Source organism: Thalassobacter sp. HA4-2, from assembly GCF_055693705.1.
Genome location: NZ_JBVFUK010000002.1, coordinates 21,707 through 45,247, shown reverse-complemented (window position 1 = coordinate 45,247; position 23,541 = coordinate 21,707). Strand labels below are relative to the sequence as shown.

The window sequence follows — 23,541 nt, the reverse complement described above, 5'->3', positions numbered from 1 at the left end:
CCGGGTCAGCTCGGCTTTGCATCCGTCTTGACCGTGCTGATCACCGTGCCGTCCAGCAGACAGGTCAGTTGCACCCGCCTGCCCCCATGGCTGAAGGTCAGGCGAAAGCGGCCCGCGTGGTCATCCTGGCCCATCTCGTGGACGCTGGTGATCCCGCCCGCGCGCATCTGGGCCTGCACCTCGGCGGGATCCAGACCCAGCAGGGGGCCGAGGTCTGCGGCATCAATGACCGGCTGTCCGGTGGTCATGTCGATTTTCATAGCCCCTCCACGTCGTTACCGATGCTCTAGCAAATGCACCCCACCGGGCAAAGTCCCCCGCGCGGTTGTGTTGACAAACGACAGCATTTTCAAAAAACGCCTAACAGTGCTGTTGGCCTTTCCCGGTTGGTGCAGCTGCACCCGGCGCGCCATACTCGGCCGACCCTCACCTGACGGAGATCCCATGTCTGCAAAGTACTTTGCCCCCCACGGCGGCCACCCGGACCAGCGCCAACTGCTGACGGACCGCGCCATCTTCACCGACGCCTATGCCGTGATCCCCAAGGGGACGATGCGCGATATCGTGACCAGCTTTCTGCCGTTCTGGGACAACACCCGCCTGTGGGTGATCGCGCGGCCCCTGAGCGGGTTTGCCGAGACCTTCTCGCAATACATCATGGAGGTGTCGCCCGGCGGTGGATCGGATCGCCCCGAACTGGACCCAGAGGCGCAAGGCGTGCTGTTCGTGGTCGAGGGGCAGGCCACCCTGACCCTCGAAGGCACGGACCACCGGATGACCGAGGGGGGCTATGCCTACATCCCCCCCGGGGCCAACTGGTCCCTGCACAACCGCACGGACGAGATGCTGCGGTTCCACTGGGTGCGCAAAGCCTACGAGGCTGTGCCGGGCCTGCCCGCCCCTGACCCGCTGGTCCTGAACGAACAGGACATCGCCCCCACGGTCATGCCGGACACTGACGGCAAATGGGCCACGACCCGCTTTGTGGACCCCAGCGACCTGCGCCACGACATGCATGTCACCATCGTCACGTTCGAGCCGGGCGGCGTGATCCCGTTTCTGGAAACCCACGTGATGGAGCACGGGCTGTACGTGCTGGAGGGCAAGGCGGTCTACAACCTGAACAACGACTGGGTCGAGGTCGAGGCGGGCGATTACATGTGGCTGCGCGCCTTCTGCCCGCAGGCCTGTTACGCAGGCGGCCCGGGGCGGTTCCGCTATCTGCTGTACAAGGACGTCAACCGCCACATGGGTCTGCGCCTGTCCCACCGCTAGCGCGACACTGACACCACGAAAAAGGCCCGGTCACAGCGACCGGGCCTTTCATTTTGCGGATCGGGCCGGGATTATTCCCCCGGCAGGGATCCTGACCCGTGACCGGACATGCCGCCGGACACTTCCTCGGTCGCTTCGTCCGACAGCTCTTGTGGTAGGATCAGGTTCAACACGATGGCCAGCAGGGCCGCGGGCAACAGGCCCGAGGTCAGCAGGATCTTGATCGTGCCTTCAATATGCTGCAGTGCGCCGGGTTCTTGTTGCAGGCCCAGACCCACAGACAAAGAGATCGCAAAGATCACCATGTTGCGGCGGTTCCATTCCACGTCAGACAGCATCGAGATACCGGCGGCGACCACCATGCCGAACATGACGATCACACCACCGCCCAGCACCTCGATCGGGACCGAGGATACGACGGCACCCACCTTGGGCACCAGCCCGGCGAGGATCAGGAAAATCGCACCGATGGTCACGACATGGCGGCTCATGACACCTGTCATGGCAATCAGGCCCACGTTCTGGCTGAAGGACGTGTTGGGCAGGGCCCCGAACATCCCCGAAATGGCAGATCCGACACCGTCCGCATAGGTCGCGCCCTGGATCTCCTTGTCGGTCGCCTCGCGGCCCGCGCCGCCCTTGGTGATGCCCGATACGTCGCCCACAGTCTCGATGGCCGAGATGAAGGACATCAGGCAGAACCCGATGATGGCAGCAGCGGTGAATTCCACGCCAAAGTGGAACGGGTTGGGCAGGGCAAAGGCGGCCGCGCGGCCCACGTTGGCCAGGCTGACTTCACCGATCATGAAGGCATAGGCGTAACCGACCAACAGGCCAATCAGCACCGCCGACACCGACAGCATGCCCCGGGCAAAGAACTTCAGCCCCAGTGTGACCACGATCACGATCAGGGCCATGGACCAGTTGATCAGCGACCCATAGGCCTCTGTCCCGATGGCAGGCACGCCGCCCGCGGCGTATTGGATGCCAACCTTGACCAGCGCCAGACCGATCATCGTGACCACAAGGCCCGTGACCAGCGGCGGCAAGGCAAAGCGGATCTTGCCGATGAACAGGCCCAGAACCGCATGGAACAGGCCGCCCACGATGACCCCGCCCATGACGACCGCAATGGCGTCCACGCCCTTGCCCGCCACCAGCGGGATCATGATCGGGATAAACGCAAAGGACGTGCCCTGCACGATGGGCAGACTGGCACCGATCGGGCCCAGCGTGACCGTCTGCAACAACGTGCCAACGCCCGCAAAGAACATGCACATCTGGATCATGTAGATCATCTGCGGAAAGTCCGGGCTGTTGGAGCCAAAGCCGAAACCGGCGGCCCCGCAAATGATGATGGCCGGTGTCACATTGGACACGAACATCGCCAGGACGTGCTGAATGCCCAAGGGCACCGCCTTGGCCAAGGGTGGGGTATAGTTGGGATCGCGCAGCTGTTCTGGCGTCCCGATGGTTGAATCTGACATATGTATGCCTCCCTTTTTGTGATGCGCCCCCCTCCCAAGGGGCGTTTATCTTTCGATAAGGATTGGCCGGTCGAACCAATGTTCCTCTAGGTTCGGGCCGTCACTGACCCGGTCCACGACCATGAACAGGCCCGGGTCCGACAGGGGGCACAGGACCCCGTGCCAGACGTTGCGCCCGATGTTGACCCCCTGCCCTGCCCCGGCGATGAAGGCGCGCGGGGCATGGGGGGCGTTGTCCTTGTCCTCGGCCAACACCACCAGATATTCGCCCTGCTGCAGGGGCAGAAAGGCTTGGCTGCCAAGGGGGTGCCGTTCCATCATCTCCATGCGGAACGGCAGGGCGAAGGAGGCGGATTGAAACACGCTGATGCCCGCGGCCCCTTCGATGTCCAGGGTTGCGCGGTCGTGGAACCGGCCGCATTGGCCCTGATTGATCATCTTGTCCGGGGGGCCCGCCGCCTCGATCAATTCGGCCAGACCGGCGATGGCACCCGCCGTGATGGGGACGGCTTTCAGAACGCCGCTCATTGGCCCAGCTTCTCGATCAGGCGCAGCTCTGCGATGCGTTCGACCTGACGGCAGGCCTCGGCAAACTCGGTGGCGCGGTCGTTGCCGATCCGGCGGTGAAAGGCGGCCAGGATGCTGGCCTTGTCGTTGTCCTTGACGGCGATGATGAAGGGAAAGCCGTGACGCGCCACATACTCCGCGTTCAGGCCCTGGAAGGTGGCGCGCTCGGCGTCGGTCAACAGGTCCAGCCCCGCGCCCGCCTGCTCCGCCGTGCTCTCTGCCGTCAGCTGCCCTGCGGCGGCCAGCTTGCCCGCCAGATCCGGGTGCGCGGTCAACACGCCCAGACGCTGTTCCTCGGTGCCGCTGCGGAACACCCGGGCCAGCGCATTGTGCACCCCGGCAGCACTGTCGTGGGCGGGGCCAAGCTCCAACCCATGGGCGGCCTCGGCAATCCAGGGCGAATGTTCGAAGATGCCGCCGAATTCCGCCACAAAGGTCGCCTTGTCCATTTCGGACGGACGCAGCCGCGCCACGGGCGGATGGTGTGCGGCCCAGTGATCGGCGATCTGTTCCCGGGTGGCGAACCAGACCCCCTCGTGGGCCTGAAAATGCGCCAAAGCGCGCTGCAACGCCATGGCGCGACCGGGGCGGCCAATCAGGCGGCAGTGCAGACCGATGGACAGGATCGACGGGCGGCCCCCCTGCCCTTCGGCATAGAGCATGTCAAAGCTGTCCTTCAGGTAGCTTTCGAACTGGTCCCCATTGGTATAGCCCGCCTGAATCGCAAACCGCATGTCGTTGCAATCCATGGTGTAGGGCACGATCAACTGATCCTTGCCCCCGGCGCGGGTCCAATAGGGCAGATCATCAGCATAGCTGTCGGCGATATAGGCAAATTCACCCTCGGCCGCCGCCAGATCCACGGTGTTCATGGAACAGCGGCCTGTGTACCAGCCGCGCGGCGGGGTGCCTGTGACTTCGGTGTGCAGGGCGATGGCGGCGCGGATCTGGGCGCGCTCCTCCTCCGCCGACATATCCTTGTGTTCGATCCATTTCAGGCCGTGGGACGCGATTTCCCAGCCCGCCGCCTTCATCGCCGCCACCTGTTCCGGCGACCGCGCCAGCGCCGTGGCCACGCCGTAGACCGTCACCGGCAGGTCAGACAGCATCCGGTGCACGCGCCAGAACCCGGCCCGCGCGCCGTATTCATAGATTGATTCCATGTTCCAGTGCCGCTGCCCCGGCCATGGGGCGGCCCCGGTGATTTCGGACAAAAACGCCTCGGACGCGGGGTCCCCGTGCAGGATGTTGTTCTCGCCCCCCTCTTCGTAGTTCAACACGATCTGTACGGCGATCTTTGCCCCACCGGGCCAAGTCACTGCGGGGGGTGTGGGTCCATATCCGGTCAAGTCGCGGGGGTAACGGGTCACGGGGGCATCCTTTCACATCGTATCTCTGCATAGATCAATACAATCCATTTGTTTTTCAAAAAAACCAGAACACAGCCTCTTGTGGATCGTGATTTGCCGACCCTGCGCCCGTCTGGCACACAGCCCCCAGCGAAACGGAGGATTTCATGAGCGGTTTTCTAACAACACACGTCCTAGACACGGCGCGCGGCTGCCCGGCCCAAGGCCTGAAGATCGAGCTGTTCCGGATCGAGGGCGACACCCGCACCCACCTCAAGACCCTGACCACCAATGACGACGGGCGGACGGACGCACAGATCCTGCCCGCGTCCGAGTTTCAGACCGGCACCTACGAGCTGGTGTTTCACGCAGGCGACTACCTGACCGCCACCGGCACCCCGGCCGAGGACCCCCGCTTTCTGGATATCGTGCCCCTGCGGTTCGGCATGTCCGAGGCGTCGCACTACCACGTGCCCCTGTTGCTGTCGCCCTTCGGCTATTCCACCTATCGCGGCAGCTAGTCCGCGCGGATCACATCCGCGATCTTTTCGATCACATATTCCATGAAAAGGCGGGTCTTTGGGTCCTGCCTTTTTCTGTGGGTGAACAGACAGGCCATCTGGATCGGTTCGGGCGGGGTGGCGGCGCAGACCTCGACCAGGGTGCCGTTGCGCAAATGCTCTGCCACTTCAAAGACAGGCTTCATGGCGATCCCCTGCCCCGCCAGCGCCCAATCCGTCAAAACGCCCCCGTCATCGGATTCGTAGCGCCCCTGCACGCGAAACCGCTTGGGCCCCTCGCCCGTGACCAGACGCCACTGGAACTCGGTCGCCCCGGGAAAACGCAGGTTCAGACACTCATGATTGTCCGCCACCAGCGCCGCACCATCCGCCGGGTTGCCCCGCCGCGCGATATAGGCCGGGGCCGCGCACAGGACCCGGCGCACATCGGCAATCTTGCGGATCCTCAGGTTGCTGTCCTCGGGCTTGCCCAGAAAGAACGCCAGATCCAGCCCTTCGGTCGTCAGGTCCACCTTGCGGTCAGTCAAGCGCAGGCGCACCGCCACCTCGGGGTAGAGGGCCAGAAACCCCGGCACCTGGGGCGCAATCAGACGCCGCCCGACCCCCAAGGGCGCCGCCACATACAAAGATCCTTTGGGATTGTCGGTCATATTGCTGACCTGCGCCTCGGCGTTCTCCACGGCCTCCAACACCTCGCACGCAGCCCCAAAGAAGGTCTTGCCCTGATCCGTGGGCGCAAGGCTGCGGGTGGTGCGCTGGAACAACCGGACGCCCAGATGTTCCTCCAGCTGGGAGATCCGCGAAGACGTCACCGCAGGCGAAATCCGCAAGTCGCGCCCGGCAGCAGACATGCTGCCCAACTCGTAGACACGGACAAAGGTGCGGATATTATCGAGATAGGACATTATTCGGATTTTTTGATGCTGCTTGGTCTACCTGTGCCATAGCAGAACAATCGGCACCCGCATAGGGTGACCTCAACCACAGGTATTCGGAGGGACCCCATGTACGATTTGGCCATTTTCTGGGATTGGATCGCGTTTTCCGTGCGCTGGCTGCATGTCATCACCGCAATGGCGTGGATCGGCGCGTCCTTCTATTTCATCGCCCTTGACCTGATGCTGAAACCCAACGACGCCCTGCCCGAAGGGGCCAGCGGCGAGGAGTGGGAGGTCCACGGCGGCGGCTTCTACCACACAGTGAAATACATGGTCGCCCCCGCGCGGATGCCCGAACACCTGACCTGGCACAAATGGCAAAGTTACAGCACATGGCTGTCCGGCGCGGCCCTGCTGGCCATCATCTATTGGGTCGGCGGAGAGTTGTACCTGCTGGACCCCACCAAGGCCGACCTGAGCCTGTGGCAGGGCATCGCCATCTCGGCGGGGTCCCTGACCATCGGCTGGCTGCTTTATGATGCCATGTGCAAATCCCGACTGGCGGACACACCCACGGCTCTGATGCTGCTGCTGTTCGTCATTCTGGTGGCGATGTCCTGGGGATACAACCAGATCTTCACGGGCCGCGCGGCGCTGCTGCACCTTGGGGCCTTCACCGCCACGATCATGACCGCAAACGTGTTCTTTCAGATCATGCCGAACCAGCGCATCGTCGTGGCCGACCTGAAGGCCGGGCGCAAACCTGACCCCAAGTACGGCAAGATCGCCAAGGTGCGGTCCACCCACAACAACTACCTTACGTTGCCCGTGGTCTTTCTGATGCTGTCCAACCACTACCCCCTGGCCTTTGGCACGGAATACGCCTGGATCATCGCATCGCTGATCTTTCTGACCGGGGTCACGATCCGGCACTATTTCAACACCATGCACCGCACCGGGTCCGGGCCCTCGTGGACTTGGGGCGCGACGGTCATCCTGATGCTGGCCATCGCGTGGCTGTCCACCAACCCCGGCCACGACACCTGGGAAGAGGCGGACGCCCGCCCCCTCACCCCCTATGAGGCGCGCTACGCCAGTGCCGAAGGCTTCGACGCCGCCTACGACGCGGTGCTGGGCAATTGTTCCATGTGCCATGCGCGCGAACCTGTCTGGGGCAACATGCAATGGGCCCCCAAGGGCGTGCACCTTGAAACCCCCAGCGACGTCGCCCGCCACGCCAGCGCCATCTACCTGCAATCGGGCGTCAGCCACGCCATGCCACCCCCCAACGCCGTCCAAATGGACGACGAGGCGCGCCGCGCCATCGTCACATGGGTGCGCGAGGTCCGCGCAAACTAGGCCCTGTCAAAGCGCACCTATCTCGCCGCAGATGTCCTCCATCACATGCAGGATCATATCCGCGTCCTGCTGGTCGATGGTCAGGGGCGGGCGGATTTTCAGGACGTTGTCCTTGGGCCCCTCGCTGCCGATCAGGATCCGGTGGTCGCGCATCCGGTTCTTGACATAGGCGCAGATCGCCGTGCCCTCGGACCCGTCCGGCGCGATCATCTCGACCCCGATGAACAGCCCCATGCCCCGCACATCCCCGATACAGCCGTGCCGGGTCTGTAGGTCGCGCAAGCCCGCCAGCAGGTGGTTGCCCACGGTGCGGGCGTTGTCTTGCAGGCCTTCGTCTTCGACAATCCGCAGCACCTCTGTGCCGATGCGACACGACAGGGTGGACCCGCCGAAGGTGGAAAAGAACTCGATCCCGTTGTCGAAACTCTCCGCAATGGCCCGGGTGGTCACGACAACGCCCAAGGGGTGGCCGTTGCCAATGGGCTTGCCCAGCACGACCATATCCGGGGCGACCCCTTGGTGTTCAAAGCCGAAGTAGTGATCCCCCAGACGGCCCAGCCCGGTCTGCACCTCGTCGGCAATGCAGACACCCCCTGCCCTGCGGATACGGTCATAGACCCCGGCCAGATAGCCCGGCGGCGGGATGATCTGCCCGCCCACAGAGGGGAAGGTTTCCGCGATGAACCCGGCCACACCCTGCGCCCCGAGGGACGCAATCGCCCCGTCCACCTGGGCTGCGAACTTGGCGCCCCGGTCCGGGTCATCGCGCCTGAACGCCCCGCGATAATCGTCGGGGATATCCACCAGCGCGACCCAGTCCGCCTGCCCCACCCCGCCGGGTTTGGCGAATTTATAGGCCGAGATATCGACCGCCCCCGTGGTGTTCCCGTGATACCCGTGATCGGGCGTCACCATCCCCTTGGCCCCCGTATGGGCGCGGGCCAGTCGCAGGGCCAGCTCGTTCGCCTCGGACCCGGAATTGACAAAGTAGCAGACCGTCAGGTGGTCGGGCATATGGCGCAGGATTTCCTCGGCAAAGGCGGTCTGGGCCGGGTGCAGATAGCGGGTGTTGGAGTTCATGCGCCGCAACTGATCCGCCGCGACTGCGTGGATCCGGGGGTGCGCGTGGCCCACGTGGGGCACGTTGTTGTAGGCGTCCAGATAGGGCCGCCCCCATTCGTCAAACAGGTGGTGCCGCCACCCGCGCAACAGCATCACCGGATCACGGTAGGTCAGGGACAGGTTGCCGCCGAAATGATCCTTTCGGCCCTGGGTCACAGCCGCCTTGTTCACAGGTGTGAACAAAACCTTAACGTCATCGAGGTTCATCAGAGCCGCCGGATTCGGGCAAACCGCACGCCACAGGTACATCTCGTCCGGGTCGCCCACACCGGGCCAATCGGCCTCGATCCCTTCGGTGGTCAGGGCCAGTTGAAAGTGGACATGGGGCGCCCATCCGCCGTTCTGGGTCGGGTCGCCCAAACGGCAGAACGCCTGCCCCTTGGCGATGGTATCCCCGGGGGTCAGGCGGTCGCTGAATTCAGGGTCTAAATGGCCGTATAGAGTATAAAACGGATCCCCCTGTGGGGTCTCGTGGCGCAGGATGATCGTGCCCCCGTAGTCCAGATGCCCTGCCCTGTATTCGGCTATGAAAACCGTCCCCTCCAGCGGGGCGTGGATCGGGGTGCCCGCGGGGGCAAAGACATCCACCGCCAAATGGACCGTGCGCCGGTCGCTGGCCTTGTAGGGGCCTTTGCGAAAGGCGGGGGCGGTGTAGATCAGGCGCGGCTCGTGGTAGTAGCCCAGCCACCAGTCGTCGCCGGTGCCGTGGTGCGCGCCGATCCGGGCGGCCTCTGCGATGGGCAGGTCAAAGGGGTTCTGAGGCTCTGCCGAATGTTCCACCGCCAGTGTCCCCATGGGGACATCCGACAGATCCCGTCCCATGAGCGGGGCAAAGCTGCCCCGGCTTTGGTCCAGCCACGCCATGACCCGGTCCGCCCCCTCGACCACGGGCAGGCCACAGGCCGCGCGCAGGCGAGCAGTCAGCAGACCGGTGTGAAGCTCCGTGCGCTCCAGAAACCGCCATGCGGGGGCCTGACTGATGGTGACGTATGGGTCGTCGTTCCGGGCGGCCTCTAGGGTGGAATTGACCACGCTGACGGCCAGACGCGCGCGCAGCAGGGGCCAGATCAGGTCCACCTCGGCGGCGGTCAGGGGATAGGCCCCGTGATAGCCCGCCACAAGTGCGGCGAGTGCTGCCTCTGGCGCGGGGTGATCCAGCACGATGTAGGCCCCGGCAATCGCCAGATCGCAGATGCGCGGGGCGGCGCACATATCGCCCAGGTCGATCAACCCCGAGACATGGGGCACATCCTCCAGCCCGCCATCGACCAGAATGTTGTAATCGTTCGCGTCGTTGTGGATCGCCTGATGGGGCAGGGCGGCGAGGGCCGGCTTGATCGCGGCGAACCCCGCGTGGATGTCCTGGATCAGGGTCTGTCGGGCGGGGTCCGTGATGCAATCAACGTGGTCCGCAATCCAGTCCGCGCGGGTCAGGTTCCACTTGAAATCCCGGGTCAGGGCAGGGTGATCGAACGTCGCCAGCGCCTTGGCCGAGGCCCCGAGGGTTTCCCCAACCTCATGGATCAGGCGTGGCGTTTTGGGCCGCGTCTGCGCATAGCACCGGCCCGGCAACCGGGTCAGAAGCCATGCCAGCCGAGGGTCCCGTCCGCATCCGGCACCTCGACCATTGTGGCCGTGTTCAACGCCGGAACAACCTTGGGGCAGGGCACGTTCGGCGCGGTCGTGGCAAGATGATCCAAGGCCGCGATCTGCATGGCCACCAGATCGGCGGCGCATCCGGGCCGCATGACCTTCAGGATAAACCCGGCTGTATCGGGTCCCTCTACCGCGAAGTTCAGATCATATTCCCCGGCCAGCTTGGTCAGGGAGGCATGGATCCCCCAATGATCTTTCAATGCGGTTTGCCAAAAGGCAGTCTCGATCGTCATTGTCCTTGACCCGTCCGTTGTTCAGTGTTCACAGCTGAGAACTTTGCCAGTCTGCCCCTAGGCCATTCCACGGCGTGAAAGGGCGAGGAGCATGGGTGCGCAGGTGAATTCACCCGCCAAAGCCTTGCGGGTCAAGGCGCGCAGGTAGGCCCCGGGGGATTTAATTTCCGCAAACCGTTCCAGCATTGCCACAAGGGTCACACTGGCGTGTTCAAGGCCCATGGCATTCTTGGCCTTGTCCCACACATCCCCACTGATCCCCAGCATGGGCCGCAAGGTCTCTGCGCTGCGCAGCAGGTCTGGCCAATGTCGGACGGGGCTGTTCGTGTAGGCCTGAAACTCTTTGCAGGTGGCCAACACCAGATCGAGCGTCACGGGTTCAACAGACCGGTCCTTGCCACTGGGCTCATCTTCACGGCCCTTGTTCATATCTAATTGTTCTTTCTTTGAAGTCTGAATGTGCTGCTCAATTTGGGCGTCATTGCTGCTCAGATTGTCTGCCGTGGTGTCCAGATGGTCTCGGGCCTGGGTCAGGGGATCGCCCAGTTGCGCCTCGATCCGCTGTAGGTCGTCCAGCGTCAGTTTGCGGCGCAGGGCGCGGGCGGTCAGGCGGGCGAGGTCTTCGCATTGGTCCCACAGGGGCAGGCCGGGGGCTGTGGCGCGGCCCATCTGGACCAAGCCCTCAAGGTCCCGGCGCATCAGGCTGACGGTCTGGCGCAGGTGGGCCACACGCTCGGCCTCGGCGCGCAGGTCGTCGGCAACTTGGCACACCTCTGCATGGCGGGCGGCGAGGGGGTCAGGTCGAACCCATAGGCCACCCGTTCCCCCGCAAACCGGCGGCAATAGCGCTTGCCGTTGGGGCTGTCGCGGCGGGTCAGGAACCCGGCCTCGACCAGACGCGCCAAGTGCCGGCGCATGGTGGAACAGGGCATGCCCGCCAACCGTTCGCAGATCGCCTTGTTGGACGGAAACACCACCGCCTCGGCGCCGCCGATGGTCTTGGCGGGGTGGAAACTCAGCAGGGCTTGCAGCACCGCCATGGCCCGGTCGGACAGACCAAAGGCCACCCGGGCGGCGGACAATTCGCGCAGGATCGCCCATTTGTCGATGGCAAGGGGGCCGTGGTCCGGGGCGACAGCACAACACTATCGGCCGCGCGCCGAAACGGCGTGAGGGGAACGTAAGTCATGGGCTATTTCACGAAAAAGACAAAAAGAACCTGCCCCCGCGAATCACTAAAGACTTGCGGGTTGGTCGCGGGGCCACTAACTTGAGAGGTGCTAGAACCAAGTCAGGGTCTCGTAGGGCGGTCGCCTTGCGGGACCTTTTCTTTTCGTCGGGGTCGTGCCTCCTTTGGTTCAGGTTTCGGTCAGTTATTCATCGCCGCCAGCGCGCCAGCGGGCGTGAAGATCGGTCAGGACGTCATCGGCATTGCGGGCCAGCCAGTCGGCAAAGGGCCCCGCGTCCACGTCCAGCGAAAGCTTGGTGTCGGTCTGTTTGATCACCGTGCGCTGGCCCGCAACGGTCACGGTCCGGCGTTCGGATCGCGCGGCCTTGGGGGCGGGGGCAGCGGCCACGGGCTGCACCGCGCGCGATACGGCCTCGAACGCCGCCAGCGAGGGGTCGAGGTCCGCGACACCGTTCAGGATCTGGTGCACGGCTTGATCGTGCGCCTCTTCGGCAATGCGCACCAGTTCGGCGCGGTCCATGCCGCTGTCCGAGATGGCGCGGCTCAACCCCTCCCACCGGGGTCGGCCGATCCCATGGGCGGCCCCGATGGCGACGATCAGATCCCGGCTGACCGCATCCACCACCGCCCGCGCCATGGAGATGGCGGATTTCGTGACTGTCAACACCTCGGCCACGCGGGATTGCGTGCCAAAACCGTTTTCCACCAGATCATCGGCAAACAGCGCCTTTTCGATGTAGGACAGATCGCGTCGGGCCATGTTTTCGGACACCTGCGCCTGTATGGCGCTGTCGTCGTCCATGGTGGCCACTAGGGCGCGCACGGTTTTGACACTGTCCGAGGCGGCAATCGCCTCTAGCCGTCTGCGCCCGTAGACCAGCAGATAGCGGTCGGCCTGGGTGGGATGGCGGCGCACAAGGATGGGCACGGTCTGGCCGTTCGCCTCGATCGCGTCGCGCAGGTCCGCCACATCCTCGGGGTCCAGCCGGTCGGCGGGGCGGTCGTCGATGATGGCCGCAGGGTCCAGATCAAACACCCGGGTGCTGTCCACCGCATCGCGGGCAGAGCGCAGGGCGCGGTTGTTGGTCATGGAGGACGGCGCCGGGGCAGGGGGCTGCCCTGGGCTGCGGCCATGTTGTCCAGCATGGACAGGCGTTTCTTGCGGCTGTCGGTCATGTGCGGCCCCATGTGGCTTGGATCAGGTCGGCGATTTCGTCGTTGACGGCGTTCAGGCTTTCGATGGCGCGGTCATAGGTGGACCGGGTGAAGGCGCTGCGCTCCACCTCATAAAGGGTCTGTTTCGTCAGGCCCGCGTCGGAAATGGCGGTAGATTTCAGCATGGTGCTGTTCAGCACCGCCTCGCCGTACATGGTGCGCAGAAAGGCCACGATCCGGTTTTGCGGCGCGTCCTGGGGTTCATACCGGGTCAGGACATAGCGCATCCATTCATGGGACATATCCGCCCCGCTGTCGGCGATCACATCCATCAGGTCGGCGGTCATGCGCAGGAATTGCGACATGGACATCACGTCCAGCATTTCGGGGTGGATGGTGACCAGCACCCCGGTGGCCGCCGACAGGGCGGACATGGTCAGAAAGCCCAGTTGCGGGGGGCAGTCCATGACCACCACGTCGTAGTCCGCATCGACCTGTTTCAGGGCCTCGCGCACCCGGAAAAAGAACAGCCCCGCATTGCCTTGGGCCAAGGCGCGGGGGGTGTCGTGTTCGAACTCCATCAGCTCCAGGTTGCCGGGGATCAGGTCCAGCCCCGGGATGTAGGTCGGGCGGATCACCTGGGCCAAGGGCACCGGGTCGTCATAGCGGATGGCGTCGTACAGGGTGCCGCCGTCCATCAGGTCAATCTCGGGCTGGACCCCGTGCAGGGCGGTGAAACTGGCCTGGGGGTCAAGGTCGATGCCCAGCACCCGGTAGCCCAGCAGGGCCAGCCGTTGCGCCAGATGGGCAGAGGTCGTGGTCTTGCCCGACCCGCCCTTGAAGTTCATCACCCCGATCACCTGCATCGCGTCCCCGTCCCGCCGCCCGGGCAGGTAGTCCCCGGGTTTGCGTGCGGTCTTTTCCAGCAGGTGGCGCAGGGCGGCGATGTCATGGGCGGAATAAAGGCGGCGATTGCCCGGCGTCACCTCGGGCGAGGGGCCCTTGCCGTCCAGATGCAGCCGGCGCAGATAGCTGTCGCCCACGCCCAGCAGGGCCGCCGCCTCGCCAGAGGTGAACTTGCGCATCTGTTTCGACGCATCGGGGGAAAGAGGTTTTCCCGCTGGGTGTGCAACTGCGCCGCCAACCGTTCGGAGTGGTCCCGAATGACCGCATTAAGGGCGTGGGCTGTGTTTTGGTCGTCCATCTGCTCTGCTTCCGCTTGGGGCGTCTGTATGTTAGCTACAGATCGTGTTCACGGTTTGGGGCGTTTTTTGCCGCTTTTTCGTGACTATTGCCCAAGAGCTGGGATTCGCGCAAGAGTTTTCCACATATCGTGTCTAAACCTGTGGATAGACACGAGGGAAGGGGTGCGCCCGACCGCGCCCGATCTGCGCCCGATCCGCGCGCGATGGCGGGACGCTTTGCGAAATGGGCGGCAATCTGCGGGCCAAGGCGCTTGCCACCTCGGTTCCGCGCAATCCTATGCCTCTTTCACAGCCCGAAATCGCGTTATTATTTCACTCAGTGAAACTCAATATCGACGCGACGGCCTACAGCAAGTATTGCAGCCCACAACGGGTCGCCTAATGATCGCGGCGACTGACAGACTGGAGGGATGTTATGAACGCGCACGATACTGCACCAATGATCCAAGCCGATGGCGCCACCACCAGCCCCGGATACATGCCGGGCTTTGGCAATGACTTCGAGACCGAGGCCCTGCCCGGGGCCTTGCCGCAGGGGATGAACAGCCCGCAAAAGGTCAACTACGGTCTTTATGGCGAACAGCTGTCCGGCACCGCCTTTACCGATGTGCGGCCCGAGCGGACGTGGTGCTATCGCATCCGCCCGTCGGTCAAACATTCGCACCGTTATGAGAAAATCGACCTGCCCTATTGGCGGTCTGCCCCGGATATCCACCCCGATGTGACCAGCCTGGGCCAGTACCGTTGGGACCCGGTGCCGCACACCGATCAGCCCCTGACATGGTTGACGGGCATGCGCACCATGACCACGGCGGGGGATGTGAACACCCAGGTGGGCATGGCCAGCCATGTCTATCTGGTGACCGAATCCATGAAGGACGCCTATTTCTATTCCGCCGATTCCGAATTGCTGGTGGTGCCTCAGGAGGGCCGCTTGCGGTTCGCGACCGAGTTGGGGATCATCGACATTGAACCCAAGGAGATCGCCATCATCCCGCGCGGTCTGGTCTACCGGGTCGAAGTGTTGGACGGCCCTGCCCGCGGGTTCGTCTGTGAAAACTACGGCCAGAAGTTCGAGCTGCCCGGCCGTGGTCCCATCGGGGCCAACTGCATGGCCAACCCCCGGGATTTCAAAGCGCCCGTTGCGGCCTATGAGGACCGCGAGGTGCCCTCGACCCTGACAATCAAATGGTGTGGCCAGTTCCATGAAACCAAGATCGGCCAAAGCCCGCTGGACGTGGTCGCATGGCACGGCAATTACGCGCCCTACAAATACGACTTGCGCACCTATTGCCCCGTGGGCGCGATCCTGTTCGACCACCCCGATCCGTCGATCTTTACGGTGCTGACCGCGCCCTCGGGTCAGCCGGGCGTGGCCAACATCGACTTTGTGCTGTTCCGCGAACGCTGGATGGTGATGGAGGATACCTTCCGCCCGCCATGGTATCACAAGAACATCATGTCCGAGATGATGGGCAACATTTACGGCCAGTATGATGCGAAGCCTCAGGGCTTTGTCCCCGGTGGCGTGTCCCTGCACAACATGATGCTGCCCCATGGTCCCGACCGCGAGGCGTTCGAGAAGGCGTCGAACGCCAACCTTGGCCCCGACAAGCTGGACAACACCATGTCCTTCATGTTCGAGACCCGCTTCCCCCAGCACCTGACGCCGTTTGCCGGTAAGGAAGCGCCGTTGCAGGACAATTACATCGACTGCTGGACGGACATCGAAAAGAAATTCGATGGCACGCCGGGCAAGAAATGACGCTCTATACCTATTGGCGGTCCACCACGTCCTATCGTGTGCGGATCGCGCTGAACCTGAAGGGGGTCGCCTACACGGCGGTCCCGGTCGATCTGGTGGCGGGCGCACAGCGCGCCCCGGAGTATGTCGCGCTGAACCCCGGGCAGGGGGTGCCGACCCTTGTGTTGGACGATGGCACCGTCCTGACCCAATCCATGGCGATCCTCGACTGGCTGGAAGAAATCCATCCCACCCCCGCCCTGTTGCCCCAAGGGGCCACCGACCGTGCGCAGGTGCGCGCCGCCGCCCAGACCATCGCGGCGGATGTGCACCCGGTGAACAACCTGCGGGTGGTGGGCAAGCTTAAATCCATGGGCCACACCGAAGACGCGGCGGTGGAGTGGATGAACGACTGGATGGCGCGCGGGTTCACCGCGTTCAACCGCCTGATCCGCCCGGACACACCGTTTTGTTTTGGCGACACACCCGGGCTGGCGGACCTGTGCCTTGTGCCGCAACTGTACAATGCCCACCGCTGGGGCTGTGACCTGACCCCCTTTGCCCGCCTGACCGAGATCGAGCGGCGCTGTCTGGACCTGCCGGCCTTTGACCGGGCGCGCCCTGAAACGCAACCTGACGCAGCCTGAAGAGGATTTGCACATGACTGACCTGATTGAATCCTGGGTCGCTTCCGCCAATGACGCGGACAGCCCCTTTCCCCTCAACAACCTGCCCTTTGGCGTATTCTCGGATGGGGGTGCCGCGCGCTGCGCCACGGCCATCGGGGACAAGGTGCTGGATCTGGCTGCGTTGCAGGCGGCGGGCCTGTTGCCCGATCACGGGTTCGACGAACCTGCGCTGAACACCTTCATGGGCAAGGGCAAGGCCGCCTGGGATGGCGTGCGTGCCACGCTGACGGACCTGCTGCGCGCAGGGGCCGAGGATGACACGGTCCGCGCCGCCCTGCACGATATGGGGGCTGTGACCATGCACCTGCCCTTTACCGTGTCCGAATACACGGATTTCTACGCGGGCCGCCAACACGCGTTCAACGTAGGCTCTCTGTTTCGCGACCCGGCCAACGCGCTGCCGCCCAACTGGCTGCACATTCCGATCGGCTACAACGGGCGCGCGTCCACGGTTGTCCCCACGGGGACAGATTTTTACCGTCCCATGGGCCAGATGAAGGGCCCACAGGATGACATGCCCCATTATGGCCCCTGCAAACGGCTGGATATCGAGCTGGAGATGGGCGCGGTCGTCGGCACCCCATCGGCCATGGGTGACACCATCACCGTGGATCAGGCGGACGACATGATCTTTGGCTATGTCCTGCTGAACGACTGGTCGGCGCGGGACATTCAGGCGTGGGAATATCAACCCCTTGGCCCGTTCCAGGCCAAGGCCTTTGCCACCACCATCAGCCCCTGGGTCATCACCAAGGCCGCGTTGGAGCCGTTCCGCTGCGACACGCCCCCCGCGACGTGGAGCTGTTGCCCCACATCAAAGACACCGGGCCGATGCTGTATGACATCGACCTGTCGGTGACGATGGCGCCCGAGGGCGGGCAACCGACCGAGATTTGCCGCACCAACTACAACACGATGTATTACTCGGCCGCGCAACAACTGGCGCACCACGCCTCTTCGGGGTGTGCGATGCGGACGGGGGATCTGTTGGGTTCTGGCACGATTTCCGGCCCGGAAAAGGGCATGTTCGGATCCTTGCTGGAAATGACATGGGCCGGGCGCGACCCGATCACCCTGGAGGGCGGCGAGACCCGCACCTTTATCGAGGACGGTGACACCCTGGCCCTGCATGGTCACGCGCAGGGCAACGGCTACCGCATCGGCTTTGGCCCCTGCGTCGGCACGATCCTGCCCGCCAAGGCAGGCTGACGACCTCGGCCCAAGGTGCGTGCGGCGTGCCTTGGGTCAACCCAAGGCCGCGTAGTCCTGCGCAATCCGCTTCGCCGATTGCCGGAGGCGGGGCAGATGATCCCGGACGACGTGTTCCACGCTGTGCTGCTGTGCGTTCCAGACCAGATTGATCGCGCCCACGGCTGCGCCCGGCACGCCGATGGGCATGGCGATGGCCGCAGGCAATCCGCCATAATCCACCGCGCGGCCCCAGTGATCCGCAGCCCGGGTGGCATAGCCGCGTTCCCGCACCTGGGCCAACAGCTTTGACAGCTGCGGCAGGGCGCTTGCATCTTCGCGCGACAGCCGGTCGGACAGATCATGCACGGCTTGGGTCAAGTCAGCCGGCCCGAGGCCCGACAGATAGGCGGCCCCAAGGGCAGATAGGATCGGCGAGGGGCGAAAGCCAACCGCATCGGGGTAGATCTGGTGTTTCTTGAAAATGCGGGTGGTATCCACAATCTCGGTCCGGCCCCCGCCAATGGCGGCGGCCAGATCAACCGCCAGACCGGTCTGGGTGGACAGGGCCACGATTTCCTCCTTGGCGACGGACACCAGCCTATCCACCAGATCGGGCTGCCCGCCCGCCCGCGGAAAGGCAGACCCCAATTGATAGCATCCATCGCTGCTGCGTCGGATCAGCCAGCGCTTGTTTTCCAACGTGGCACAGATGCGCAACAAGGTGGGTTTCGACAATCCGGTGCGCGCGGCCAGATGGGACAGCGAACTGGCCCCGGATTCGTGCACCGTTTCCAACACCATTAGGCCGCGTTCTATGGATCGGTTGAGTTTGGTCATTACGCTGGTTCCACCTAGTGAAACACTAAATCGACTAGATGCGCAGCTTTCAATAAATTTATCTGACAATGACGCCGCCGGGTGAGGAGGTTCGGGGGCACCATATTTGCCACGCGAGGGAGAGAACCGTGACAAAGCTTGAGTGGAATACCTTTCTGAATGCCGCTGTCCTTGGCCTGTCACTGTTGGTGATCGGGGTCGTGTTCTACGTTTCCGTTTTTGGCGTGTTCTCGGATTCATACCTGCGCGTGGGCATGTTGCTGGCAGGGGGGCTGTTGATCATTCTGTCCAGCCTCGGGCGGTCGCCCACGTTGTGGGACCGCGCGATCCTTGTGGGCGTTGCCGTGGCCCTGGGCCTGAGCGTGTATCAGTACTTTCGCGCCGCCGAAGAGATCGAGACGGGTCTTTATTTCCTGTCCTAGACAGACATCTGAATGGGTCTTTTGGGGCTGATCGCGGTGGTGGAACTGACCCGCCGGTCGGTGGGACTGCTGGCGATTGACCGGGTGCTGGTGCGCCTTGCCATGGCGGCCACGGGTCGGATGAAATCCGGGCCCGCCGCCGCCGCCACCGTGGCCAGCGGCCTTTTCGGGACCATTTCTGGCAGTGCGGTGGCCAATGTGGTGGGCACCGGTGTGATCACCATCCCCTTGATCAAAAAGCGGGGCTTTTCGGCCCGGTTCGCGGCGGCGGTGGAATCCGCGGCCTCCAGCGGGGGGCAGATCACGCCGCCGATCATGGGGGCCGTGGCCTTTATCATGGCCGATGTGACGGGGCTGCCGTATCTGACGGTCTGTGCCGCCGCTGCCGTGCCTGCGATCCTGTATTATGGCGGCCTGTTCGTCGCAATCTCCAGCGCTGCGCGCAACATGGACCTGAAGGACGAGCCGCGTCCCTCTGTGTCCTTCAACTGGCGCCAGCTGACGCAGATGGGCATTTTCGTTCTGTCGCTGGCGGGGATTGTTGTGATGATGGTGGGCGGTGCGTCCCCGGCCTATGCCGGGTTCATCGGGGTCAGCCTTGCAGCCGTGTGCGGTTTTGCGGTGCGTCCGGACCTGCTGCACAATGGGGAAGGGTGGTTGAAATTCATCCGGTCCGCCGGGCTGATCTCGGCCCAGTTGGTGGTGATCGTGGGTGCCGTTGGCATCGTGATCGGCGTGCTGAACCTGACCGGCGTGGGCCTGCGGTTTGCATCCCTTTTGTCGGGGTTGGCGGACGATCAGTCGATCCTGTTTGTTCTGCTGGCCACCGTCCTGATCGCGCGCGCCTGTTATCCGCCCAAGGGCAAGGCCTATATGGTGCCAGTTGGCCTGTCGCTGGCTGTCGCGCTGATTTTCTTAAGTCCAACCGTTTCCTGGATCGCGGCCATCGCCGCGGTGGCGGTGATGTATATCGACCGCCTGGACCTTGCCGTCAAAGACCCAATTTCATGATCATAAAAGTGAGAGACTTGTCATGAAAACGATCTTGAACCGCCGCGCCTTGCTGGCCGGCACCGCTGCGGCCACCACCCTTGGATTGCTGCCCCGCGCTGCATTCGCCAAGGACCTGCTGCGCATGTCCTCGCCTGCGTTGCAGGCGCTGATGTCGAACCAGCGGGCCATGTACTCCAAGATGGATCAGGCGCCCGAGCTGGCCAAAAAGCTGCGCACGGTGCTGAACTTCCCCATGGGTGTCTATCACATCGCGGTCTACGAGGATTCCGGGATCACATCCCTGAATGATGTGGCGGGCAAACGCGTTTTCTTGGGCTCCCCCGGCGGTGCCGCCTACAACACCATGTCGCGTCTGTTCGAGGCTGTGACCGGCCTGAAGGCGTTCTATGCTGGTGTGGCCGACATGGGGGACAGCGCGCCTTGGCTGGCCGCGATCACACCAGACGCAGCGGTCAAGGATCTGAACATGCCGCTGCATCCCGGTGCCCTGCGCGCGCTGGAGGAAATGGGCGTCACGATCCCAGACGTCGCCCGCATGTAATCGACCAAGGGTCGGGGCATCCGTGCCCCGGCCTGCTTTGCCACAGGGGTGCCGACCATGACCAAGAACGTCCTTTTCATCATGTGCGATCAGTTGCGGTGGGACTACCTGTCGTGCACCGGGCACCCTCATTTGCACACGCCCAACATCGACAAGCTTGCCGCGCGGGGCGTGTTGTCTGACCGTGCCTATGTGCAATCGCCGATCTGCGGGCCCTCGCGCATGTCGTTCTATACGGGCCGCTACGTCAGCTCTCATGGATCGACTTGGAACAATATCCCTCTGAAGGTGGGTGAGATGACCCTGGGCGACCACCTGCGCCCCCTGGGCGTGCGCACCGCCCTGTGCGGCAAGACCCATATGACCGCAGACGTCGAGGGCATAAAACGCCTTGGCCTGTCACCGGACAGCAACATCGGCGCGCTGGTGTCCGAATGAGGGTTTGAACCCTACGAACGGGACGATGGGCTGCACCCCGATGGTCCCCGCTATGCCCGCAATGACGCCTATGACGCCCATATGAAGCCCCACTGGCCCTATATCGTGCCCGCGCCCTATCACGACATGTATGGCCCCGAGACGCATCTGGACCCGATCCGTGACGAGGCGGAGCGGGACAACCCGCACCCCGTCTACGGCGCCTTCATGGAGGAACGGGTCAGCCGCGCCTTTTGCGACGATGGTACGCGCACCCGCGTGCTGACCGCCTACATGGGGTTGATCAAACAGATCGACGACCAGATGGGCCGCTTGATGGCGTTTCTGGACGCACGGGGCCTGACGGAAGAGACGATGATCGTCTTCACCTCGGATCACGGGGATTATTTGGGCGATCACTGGATGGGCGAGAAAGAGCTGTTCCACGATGCCTCCTCTCGCATCCCGCTGATCGTTGTTGACCCGTCGCCAGCGGCGGACGCCACGCGCGGCACCAAGTCCGACGCGCTGGTCGAGGCGATCGACGTGGTGCCCACGATCCTTGATTATTTCGGCGGTGCAGAGGTGCCCCACATCATCGAAGGCCGCCGCTTGCAGCCAATCCTGCATGGCGTGGTGGATGCGGTGCGCGAGGTGGCGGTGTCAGAATACGATTATTCCATGCGCGATGTGCGCTGCCGTCTGGGGGTCGAGGTCGCGGATGCCAAACTGACGATGCTGTTTGACGGGCGCTGGAAATATGTCTTTGCCGAAGGGTTCGGGCCGATGCTGTTTGACTTGCAGACCGACCCGAACGAACTGACCGACCTTGGCGCGGACCCTGTCTATGCAGATGAGGCCAAGCGCATGGAGCGGCTGATGTTCGACTGGACGCGCCGTACTGCACAACGCACCACCCGGTCCGATGCCTCGATCGCCGCGCGCGACACCGTGCTGGGCGAGGCGAAGGCAGGGATCCTGATCGGTTACCGCAACGAGGAAGAGCTGCGCGCCGTTCTGCCTGATACCGTGCCCCCCGGCGCGCGGGCCGCGATAAAGACCGATAAGGCATCCTGATCACATGACCCCTGTGCGGGAGAGCCTGGGTCGGCTGTCGCCGGTGCGACCCTGGTTCCGCGACCAAAACATCGCGTCCCTGCGGGCCGATACGATGGCGGGTCTGACCAACGCCACGATCGTTCTGCCCCAGGGGGTGGCCTTTGCCATCATTGCGGGTCTGCCGCCGGAATACGGGTTGTTCACGGCCATGATCGTGACAGTGGTGGCCGCATTGTGGGGGTCGTCGCGGGTCATGGTGTCGGGGCCGACAACGGCGATTTCAGCGGTGGTGTTCGCATCCCTGTCAACGATGGCGGTGCCGGGCAGCGAGGCCTATGTCGCCCTGGCCCTTGTACTTGCGTTGATGGTGGGGGTTCTACAACTGGCCGCGGGGCTTGCGGGACTGGGCGGGTTGATCGCCTTTATCTCTCATTCCGTGATCGTTGGCTTCACCGCCGCCGCCGCCGTTCTGATCGCCGTGTCGTAACTGGGGCCTGCCCTTGGTCTTGCGGGCGGGGAGGGGGCGTTCTGGCGCGCCTGTTGCACATGGGGTCCGATCTGGGTGCCGTCAGCCCCAAGGCCGTTGTCATTGCGGGCGTGACGCTGGCTGTCCTGATTGCCTGCAATTGGATCAGCCGCCGATTGCCCGGCTACATCATTGCCCTTGCCGCGGGCGCCGCCACGGCCATCGCCCTTGATGCCGAGGCCGCTGGCGTCGCCATGTTCGCGCCCCTGGATGCTGTCATGCCAAGCCTGAGCGTGCCTGCCGTGGACCTGGCCACCATTGGCGCGCTGTTGCCTGCGGCGGCTGCCGTGGCCTGTATCGGCCTGTTGGAGGCGATCTCCATCGGGAAGTCCTTTGCCATTCGCCGGGGCGAGCCCTACGATTCCAACCAGGAAATGGTGGGGCAGGGGCTGTCGAACATCACCGGCAGCTTTTTCCAATGTTACGCGGGATCGGGGTCCTTCACACGGTCGGGCCTGAACGCTGAAAGCGGTGCAACCTCTCCGATGTCGGCGATCATGGCTGCGGGGTTTCTGGCGGTGTTGCTGATCGTTCTGGCCCCCTATGTGCGATACGTGCCCGTGCCCGCCATGGCGGCGATCATCCTTTATGTGGCGTGGCGGTTGGTGAACTTTGAGGAAATCCGGCACATCTTCTCCACCAGCGGATCGGAAACGGTCATCCTTGCGGCCACCTTTGTCACGGGCATCCTGTCGGGGTTGGACTTTGCCATTCTGGTGGGCGTTGTCACCTCGCTGGCGGTGTTTTTGAACAAAAGCGCGCATCCGGTGGTTGCTGTGGGGGCACCGACCGAAGTGAATGGCCGCCGGGTCTTCATGCACGCCGATATGCACGGTCTGCCGCAATGTCCGCAAATCCGGTTCATCCGCATCGAAGGGCCGCTGTTTTTCGCCTCGATCGAGCATGTGGAGCAGGCGTTTCGGAAGATGGATGCCAAGGATGGGATCAAGACCAACATCCTCAACCTGAAAGGGGTGGGCAAGATTGATCTGGCGGGGGCGGATTTCATCCTGTCCGAGGCGCGGCGCGCCCGGGCGGCCGGGGTGGATCTGCACCTGATCGCGGCCAACCCCAGTGTTTTGAAGGTGCTTGAACGGCTGCACTG

General features: G+C 63.7%; 16 protein-coding genes and 6 pseudogenes. 12 read left to right on the top strand and 10 right to left on the bottom strand.

Annotation, left to right across the window (positions count from 1 at the left end; all coding sequences use genetic code 11):
• Window positions 1-5 precede the first annotated feature (5 nt).
• Window positions 6-260: a DUF6522 family protein gene (locus ACZ1G0_RS15615; RefSeq protein WP_472737868.1), complete on the bottom strand. Its 255-nt coding sequence runs from the start codon at window positions 258-260 to the stop codon at window positions 6-8.
• A 184-nt stretch (window positions 261-444) separates the two neighbouring features.
• Here ACZ1G0_RS15615 and ACZ1G0_RS15610 point away from each other — a divergent pair, with 184 nt between their 5' ends.
• Complete coding sequence (locus ACZ1G0_RS15610; protein WP_472737867.1) at window positions 445-1,275, top strand: bifunctional allantoicase/(S)-ureidoglycine aminohydrolase; 831 nt, start codon at window positions 445-447, stop codon at window positions 1,273-1,275.
• A 71-nt stretch (window positions 1,276-1,346) separates the two neighbouring features.
• Here the strand turns inward: ACZ1G0_RS15610 and ACZ1G0_RS15605 are convergent, their stop codons facing one another.
• The 3 genes from ACZ1G0_RS15605 to puuE are packed head-to-tail and all read right to left on the bottom strand — an operon-like array spanning window position 1,347 to window position 4,699.
• Complete coding sequence (locus ACZ1G0_RS15605; RefSeq protein WP_472737866.1) at window positions 1,347-2,762, bottom strand: uracil-xanthine permease family protein; 1,416 nt, start codon at window positions 2,760-2,762, stop codon at window positions 1,347-1,349.
• Between the two features lie 45 nt (window positions 2,763-2,807).
• Complete coding sequence (locus ACZ1G0_RS15600) at window positions 2,808-3,290, bottom strand: ureidoglycolate lyase (RefSeq protein WP_472737865.1); 483 nt, start codon at window positions 3,288-3,290, stop codon at window positions 2,808-2,810.
• Complete coding sequence (gene puuE, locus ACZ1G0_RS15595; RefSeq protein ID WP_472737864.1) at window positions 3,287-4,699, bottom strand: allantoinase PuuE; 1,413 nt, start codon at window positions 4,697-4,699, stop codon at window positions 3,287-3,289. Before puuE ends, ACZ1G0_RS15600 begins: the two co-directional genes overlap by 4 nt.
• A 146-nt stretch (window positions 4,700-4,845) precedes the next feature.
• Here puuE and uraH point away from each other — a divergent pair, with 146 nt between their 5' ends.
• Window positions 4,846-5,199, top strand: coding sequence for a hydroxyisourate hydrolase (gene uraH / locus ACZ1G0_RS15590; protein ID WP_472737863.1), 354 nt, complete (start codon window positions 4,846-4,848; stop codon window positions 5,197-5,199).
• On the opposite strand, the gene ACZ1G0_RS15585 is transcribed toward uraH, so the two are convergent.
• On the bottom strand, window positions 5,196-6,104 hold the full coding sequence (locus ACZ1G0_RS15585; protein ID WP_472737862.1) for a LysR family transcriptional regulator: 909 nt from the start codon (window positions 6,102-6,104) through the stop codon (window positions 5,196-5,198). The two genes, uraH and ACZ1G0_RS15585, sit on opposite strands and share 4 nt — an antisense overlap.
• Before the next feature lie 99 nt (window positions 6,105-6,203).
• Here ACZ1G0_RS15585 and ACZ1G0_RS15580 point away from each other — a divergent pair, with 99 nt between their 5' ends.
• The gene (locus tag ACZ1G0_RS15580) at window positions 6,204-7,436 is read left to right on the top strand and encodes a urate hydroxylase PuuD (RefSeq protein WP_472737861.1); all 1,233 of its coding nucleotides are present in this window, start codon (window positions 6,204-6,206) and stop codon (window positions 7,434-7,436) included.
• Window positions 7,437-7,442: 6 nt separating this feature from the next.
• Here ACZ1G0_RS15580 and ACZ1G0_RS15575 read toward each other — a convergent pair.
• From ACZ1G0_RS15575 to repA, 4 genes and pseudogenes are all read right to left on the bottom strand, one after another.
• Window positions 7,443-10,447 (bottom strand): annotated as a pseudogene (locus ACZ1G0_RS15575) (aminotransferase class III-fold pyridoxal phosphate-dependent enzyme).
• A gap of 57 nt (window positions 10,448-10,504) precedes the next feature.
• A pseudogene (repC, locus tag ACZ1G0_RS15570) lies at window positions 10,505-11,514 on the bottom strand (plasmid replication protein RepC).
• A gap of 306 nt (window positions 11,515-11,820) precedes the next feature.
• The gene (gene repB, locus ACZ1G0_RS15565) at window positions 11,821-12,726 is read right to left on the bottom strand and encodes a plasmid partitioning protein RepB (protein WP_472737860.1); all 906 of its coding nucleotides are present in this window, start codon (window positions 12,724-12,726) and stop codon (window positions 11,821-11,823) included.
• Window positions 12,727-12,808: 82 nt separating this feature from the next.
• A pseudogene (gene repA, locus ACZ1G0_RS15560) lies at window positions 12,809-13,995 on the bottom strand (plasmid partitioning protein RepA).
• 416 nt (window positions 13,996-14,411) lie between these two features.
• Between repA and hmgA the strand changes: the two are divergent.
• From hmgA to fahA, 3 genes and pseudogenes are all read left to right on the top strand, one after another.
• Window positions 14,412-15,761 carry a homogentisate 1,2-dioxygenase gene (gene hmgA / locus ACZ1G0_RS15555; protein ID WP_472737859.1) on the top strand — a complete coding sequence of 450 codons (1,350 nt, stop codon included), beginning with the start codon at window positions 14,412-14,414 and terminating at the stop codon, window positions 15,759-15,761.
• Window positions 15,758-16,387 (top strand): maleylacetoacetate isomerase, encoded by a 630-nt coding sequence (gene maiA / locus ACZ1G0_RS15550; protein WP_472737858.1) that lies wholly within the window; start codon window positions 15,758-15,760, stop codon window positions 16,385-16,387. The genes hmgA and maiA overlap by 4 nt, the downstream gene beginning before the upstream one ends.
• A 13-nt stretch (window positions 16,388-16,400) precedes the next feature.
• Window positions 16,401-17,638: pseudogene (gene fahA, locus ACZ1G0_RS15545) on the top strand (fumarylacetoacetase).
• Between the two features lie 36 nt (window positions 17,639-17,674).
• On the opposite strand, the gene ACZ1G0_RS15540 reads toward fahA, so the two are convergent.
• Complete coding sequence (locus ACZ1G0_RS15540; RefSeq protein ID WP_472737857.1) at window positions 17,675-18,457, bottom strand: IclR family transcriptional regulator; 783 nt, start codon at window positions 18,455-18,457, stop codon at window positions 17,675-17,677.
• A 128-nt stretch (window positions 18,458-18,585) separates the two neighbouring features.
• Here ACZ1G0_RS15540 and ACZ1G0_RS15535 point away from each other — a divergent pair, with 128 nt between their 5' ends.
• The 6 genes and pseudogenes from ACZ1G0_RS15535 to ACZ1G0_RS15510 form a co-directional block, all read left to right on the top strand.
• On the top strand, window positions 18,586-18,879 hold the full coding sequence (locus ACZ1G0_RS15535; protein ID WP_472737856.1) for a hypothetical protein: 294 nt from the start codon (window positions 18,586-18,588) through the stop codon (window positions 18,877-18,879).
• A 12-nt stretch (window positions 18,880-18,891) separates the two neighbouring features.
• Window positions 18,892-19,890, top strand: a complete 999-nt coding sequence (locus ACZ1G0_RS15530) for a TRAP transporter large permease subunit (protein ID WP_472737855.1) — start codon at window positions 18,892-18,894, stop codon at window positions 19,888-19,890.
• A 22-nt stretch (window positions 19,891-19,912) separates the two neighbouring features.
• The gene (locus ACZ1G0_RS15525; RefSeq protein ID WP_472737854.1) at window positions 19,913-20,434 is read left to right on the top strand and encodes a TAXI family TRAP transporter solute-binding subunit; all 522 of its coding nucleotides are present in this window, start codon (window positions 19,913-19,915) and stop codon (window positions 20,432-20,434) included.
• A 57-nt stretch (window positions 20,435-20,491) separates the two neighbouring features.
• Window positions 20,492-21,928 (top strand): annotated as a pseudogene (locus ACZ1G0_RS15520) (sulfatase-like hydrolase/transferase).
• A gap of 4 nt (window positions 21,929-21,932) precedes the next feature.
• The gene (locus ACZ1G0_RS15515) at window positions 21,933-22,397 is read left to right on the top strand and encodes a SulP family inorganic anion transporter (RefSeq protein WP_472737853.1); all 465 of its coding nucleotides are present in this window, start codon (window positions 21,933-21,935) and stop codon (window positions 22,395-22,397) included.
• Between the two features lie 59 nt (window positions 22,398-22,456).
• Window positions 22,457-23,518: pseudogene (locus tag ACZ1G0_RS15510) on the top strand (SulP family inorganic anion transporter); the annotation flags it as partial.
• Window positions 23,519-23,541 lie beyond the last annotated feature (23 nt).

Coding starts and splice junctions, on each gene's coding strand:
- ACZ1G0_RS15615 (WP_472737868.1), bottom strand. CDS start 260: ATGAAAATCGACATGACCACCGGACAGCCGGTCATTGATGCCGCAGAC.
- ACZ1G0_RS15610 (WP_472737867.1), top strand. CDS start 445: ATGTCTGCAAAGTACTTTGCCCCCCACGGCGGCCACCCGGACCAGCGC.
- ACZ1G0_RS15605 (WP_472737866.1), bottom strand. CDS start 2,762: ATGTCAGATTCAACCATCGGGACGCCAGAACAGCTGCGCGATCCCAAC.
- ACZ1G0_RS15600 (WP_472737865.1), bottom strand. CDS start 3,290: ATGAGCGGCGTTCTGAAAGCCGTCCCCATCACGGCGGGTGCCATCGCC.
- uraH (WP_472737863.1), top strand. CDS start 4,846: ATGAGCGGTTTTCTAACAACACACGTCCTAGACACGGCGCGCGGCTGC.
- ACZ1G0_RS15585 (WP_472737862.1), bottom strand. CDS start 6,104: ATGTCCTATCTCGATAATATCCGCACCTTTGTCCGTGTCTACGAGTTG.
- ACZ1G0_RS15580 (WP_472737861.1), top strand. CDS start 6,204: ATGTACGATTTGGCCATTTTCTGGGATTGGATCGCGTTTTCCGTGCGC.
- repB (WP_472737860.1), bottom strand. CDS start 12,726: ATGACCAACAACCGCGCCCTGCGCTCTGCCCGCGATGCGGTGGACAGC.
- hmgA (WP_472737859.1), top strand. CDS start 14,412: ATGAACGCGCACGATACTGCACCAATGATCCAAGCCGATGGCGCCACC.
- maiA (WP_472737858.1), top strand. CDS start 15,758: ATGACGCTCTATACCTATTGGCGGTCCACCACGTCCTATCGTGTGCGG.
- ACZ1G0_RS15540 (WP_472737857.1), bottom strand. CDS start 18,457: ATGACCAAACTCAACCGATCCATAGAACGCGGCCTAATGGTGTTGGAA.
- ACZ1G0_RS15530 (WP_472737855.1), top strand. CDS start 18,892: ATGGGTCTTTTGGGGCTGATCGCGGTGGTGGAACTGACCCGCCGGTCG.
- ACZ1G0_RS15525 (WP_472737854.1), top strand. CDS start 19,913: ATGAAAACGATCTTGAACCGCCGCGCCTTGCTGGCCGGCACCGCTGCG.
- ACZ1G0_RS15515 (WP_472737853.1), top strand. CDS start 21,933: ATGACCCCTGTGCGGGAGAGCCTGGGTCGGCTGTCGCCGGTGCGACCC.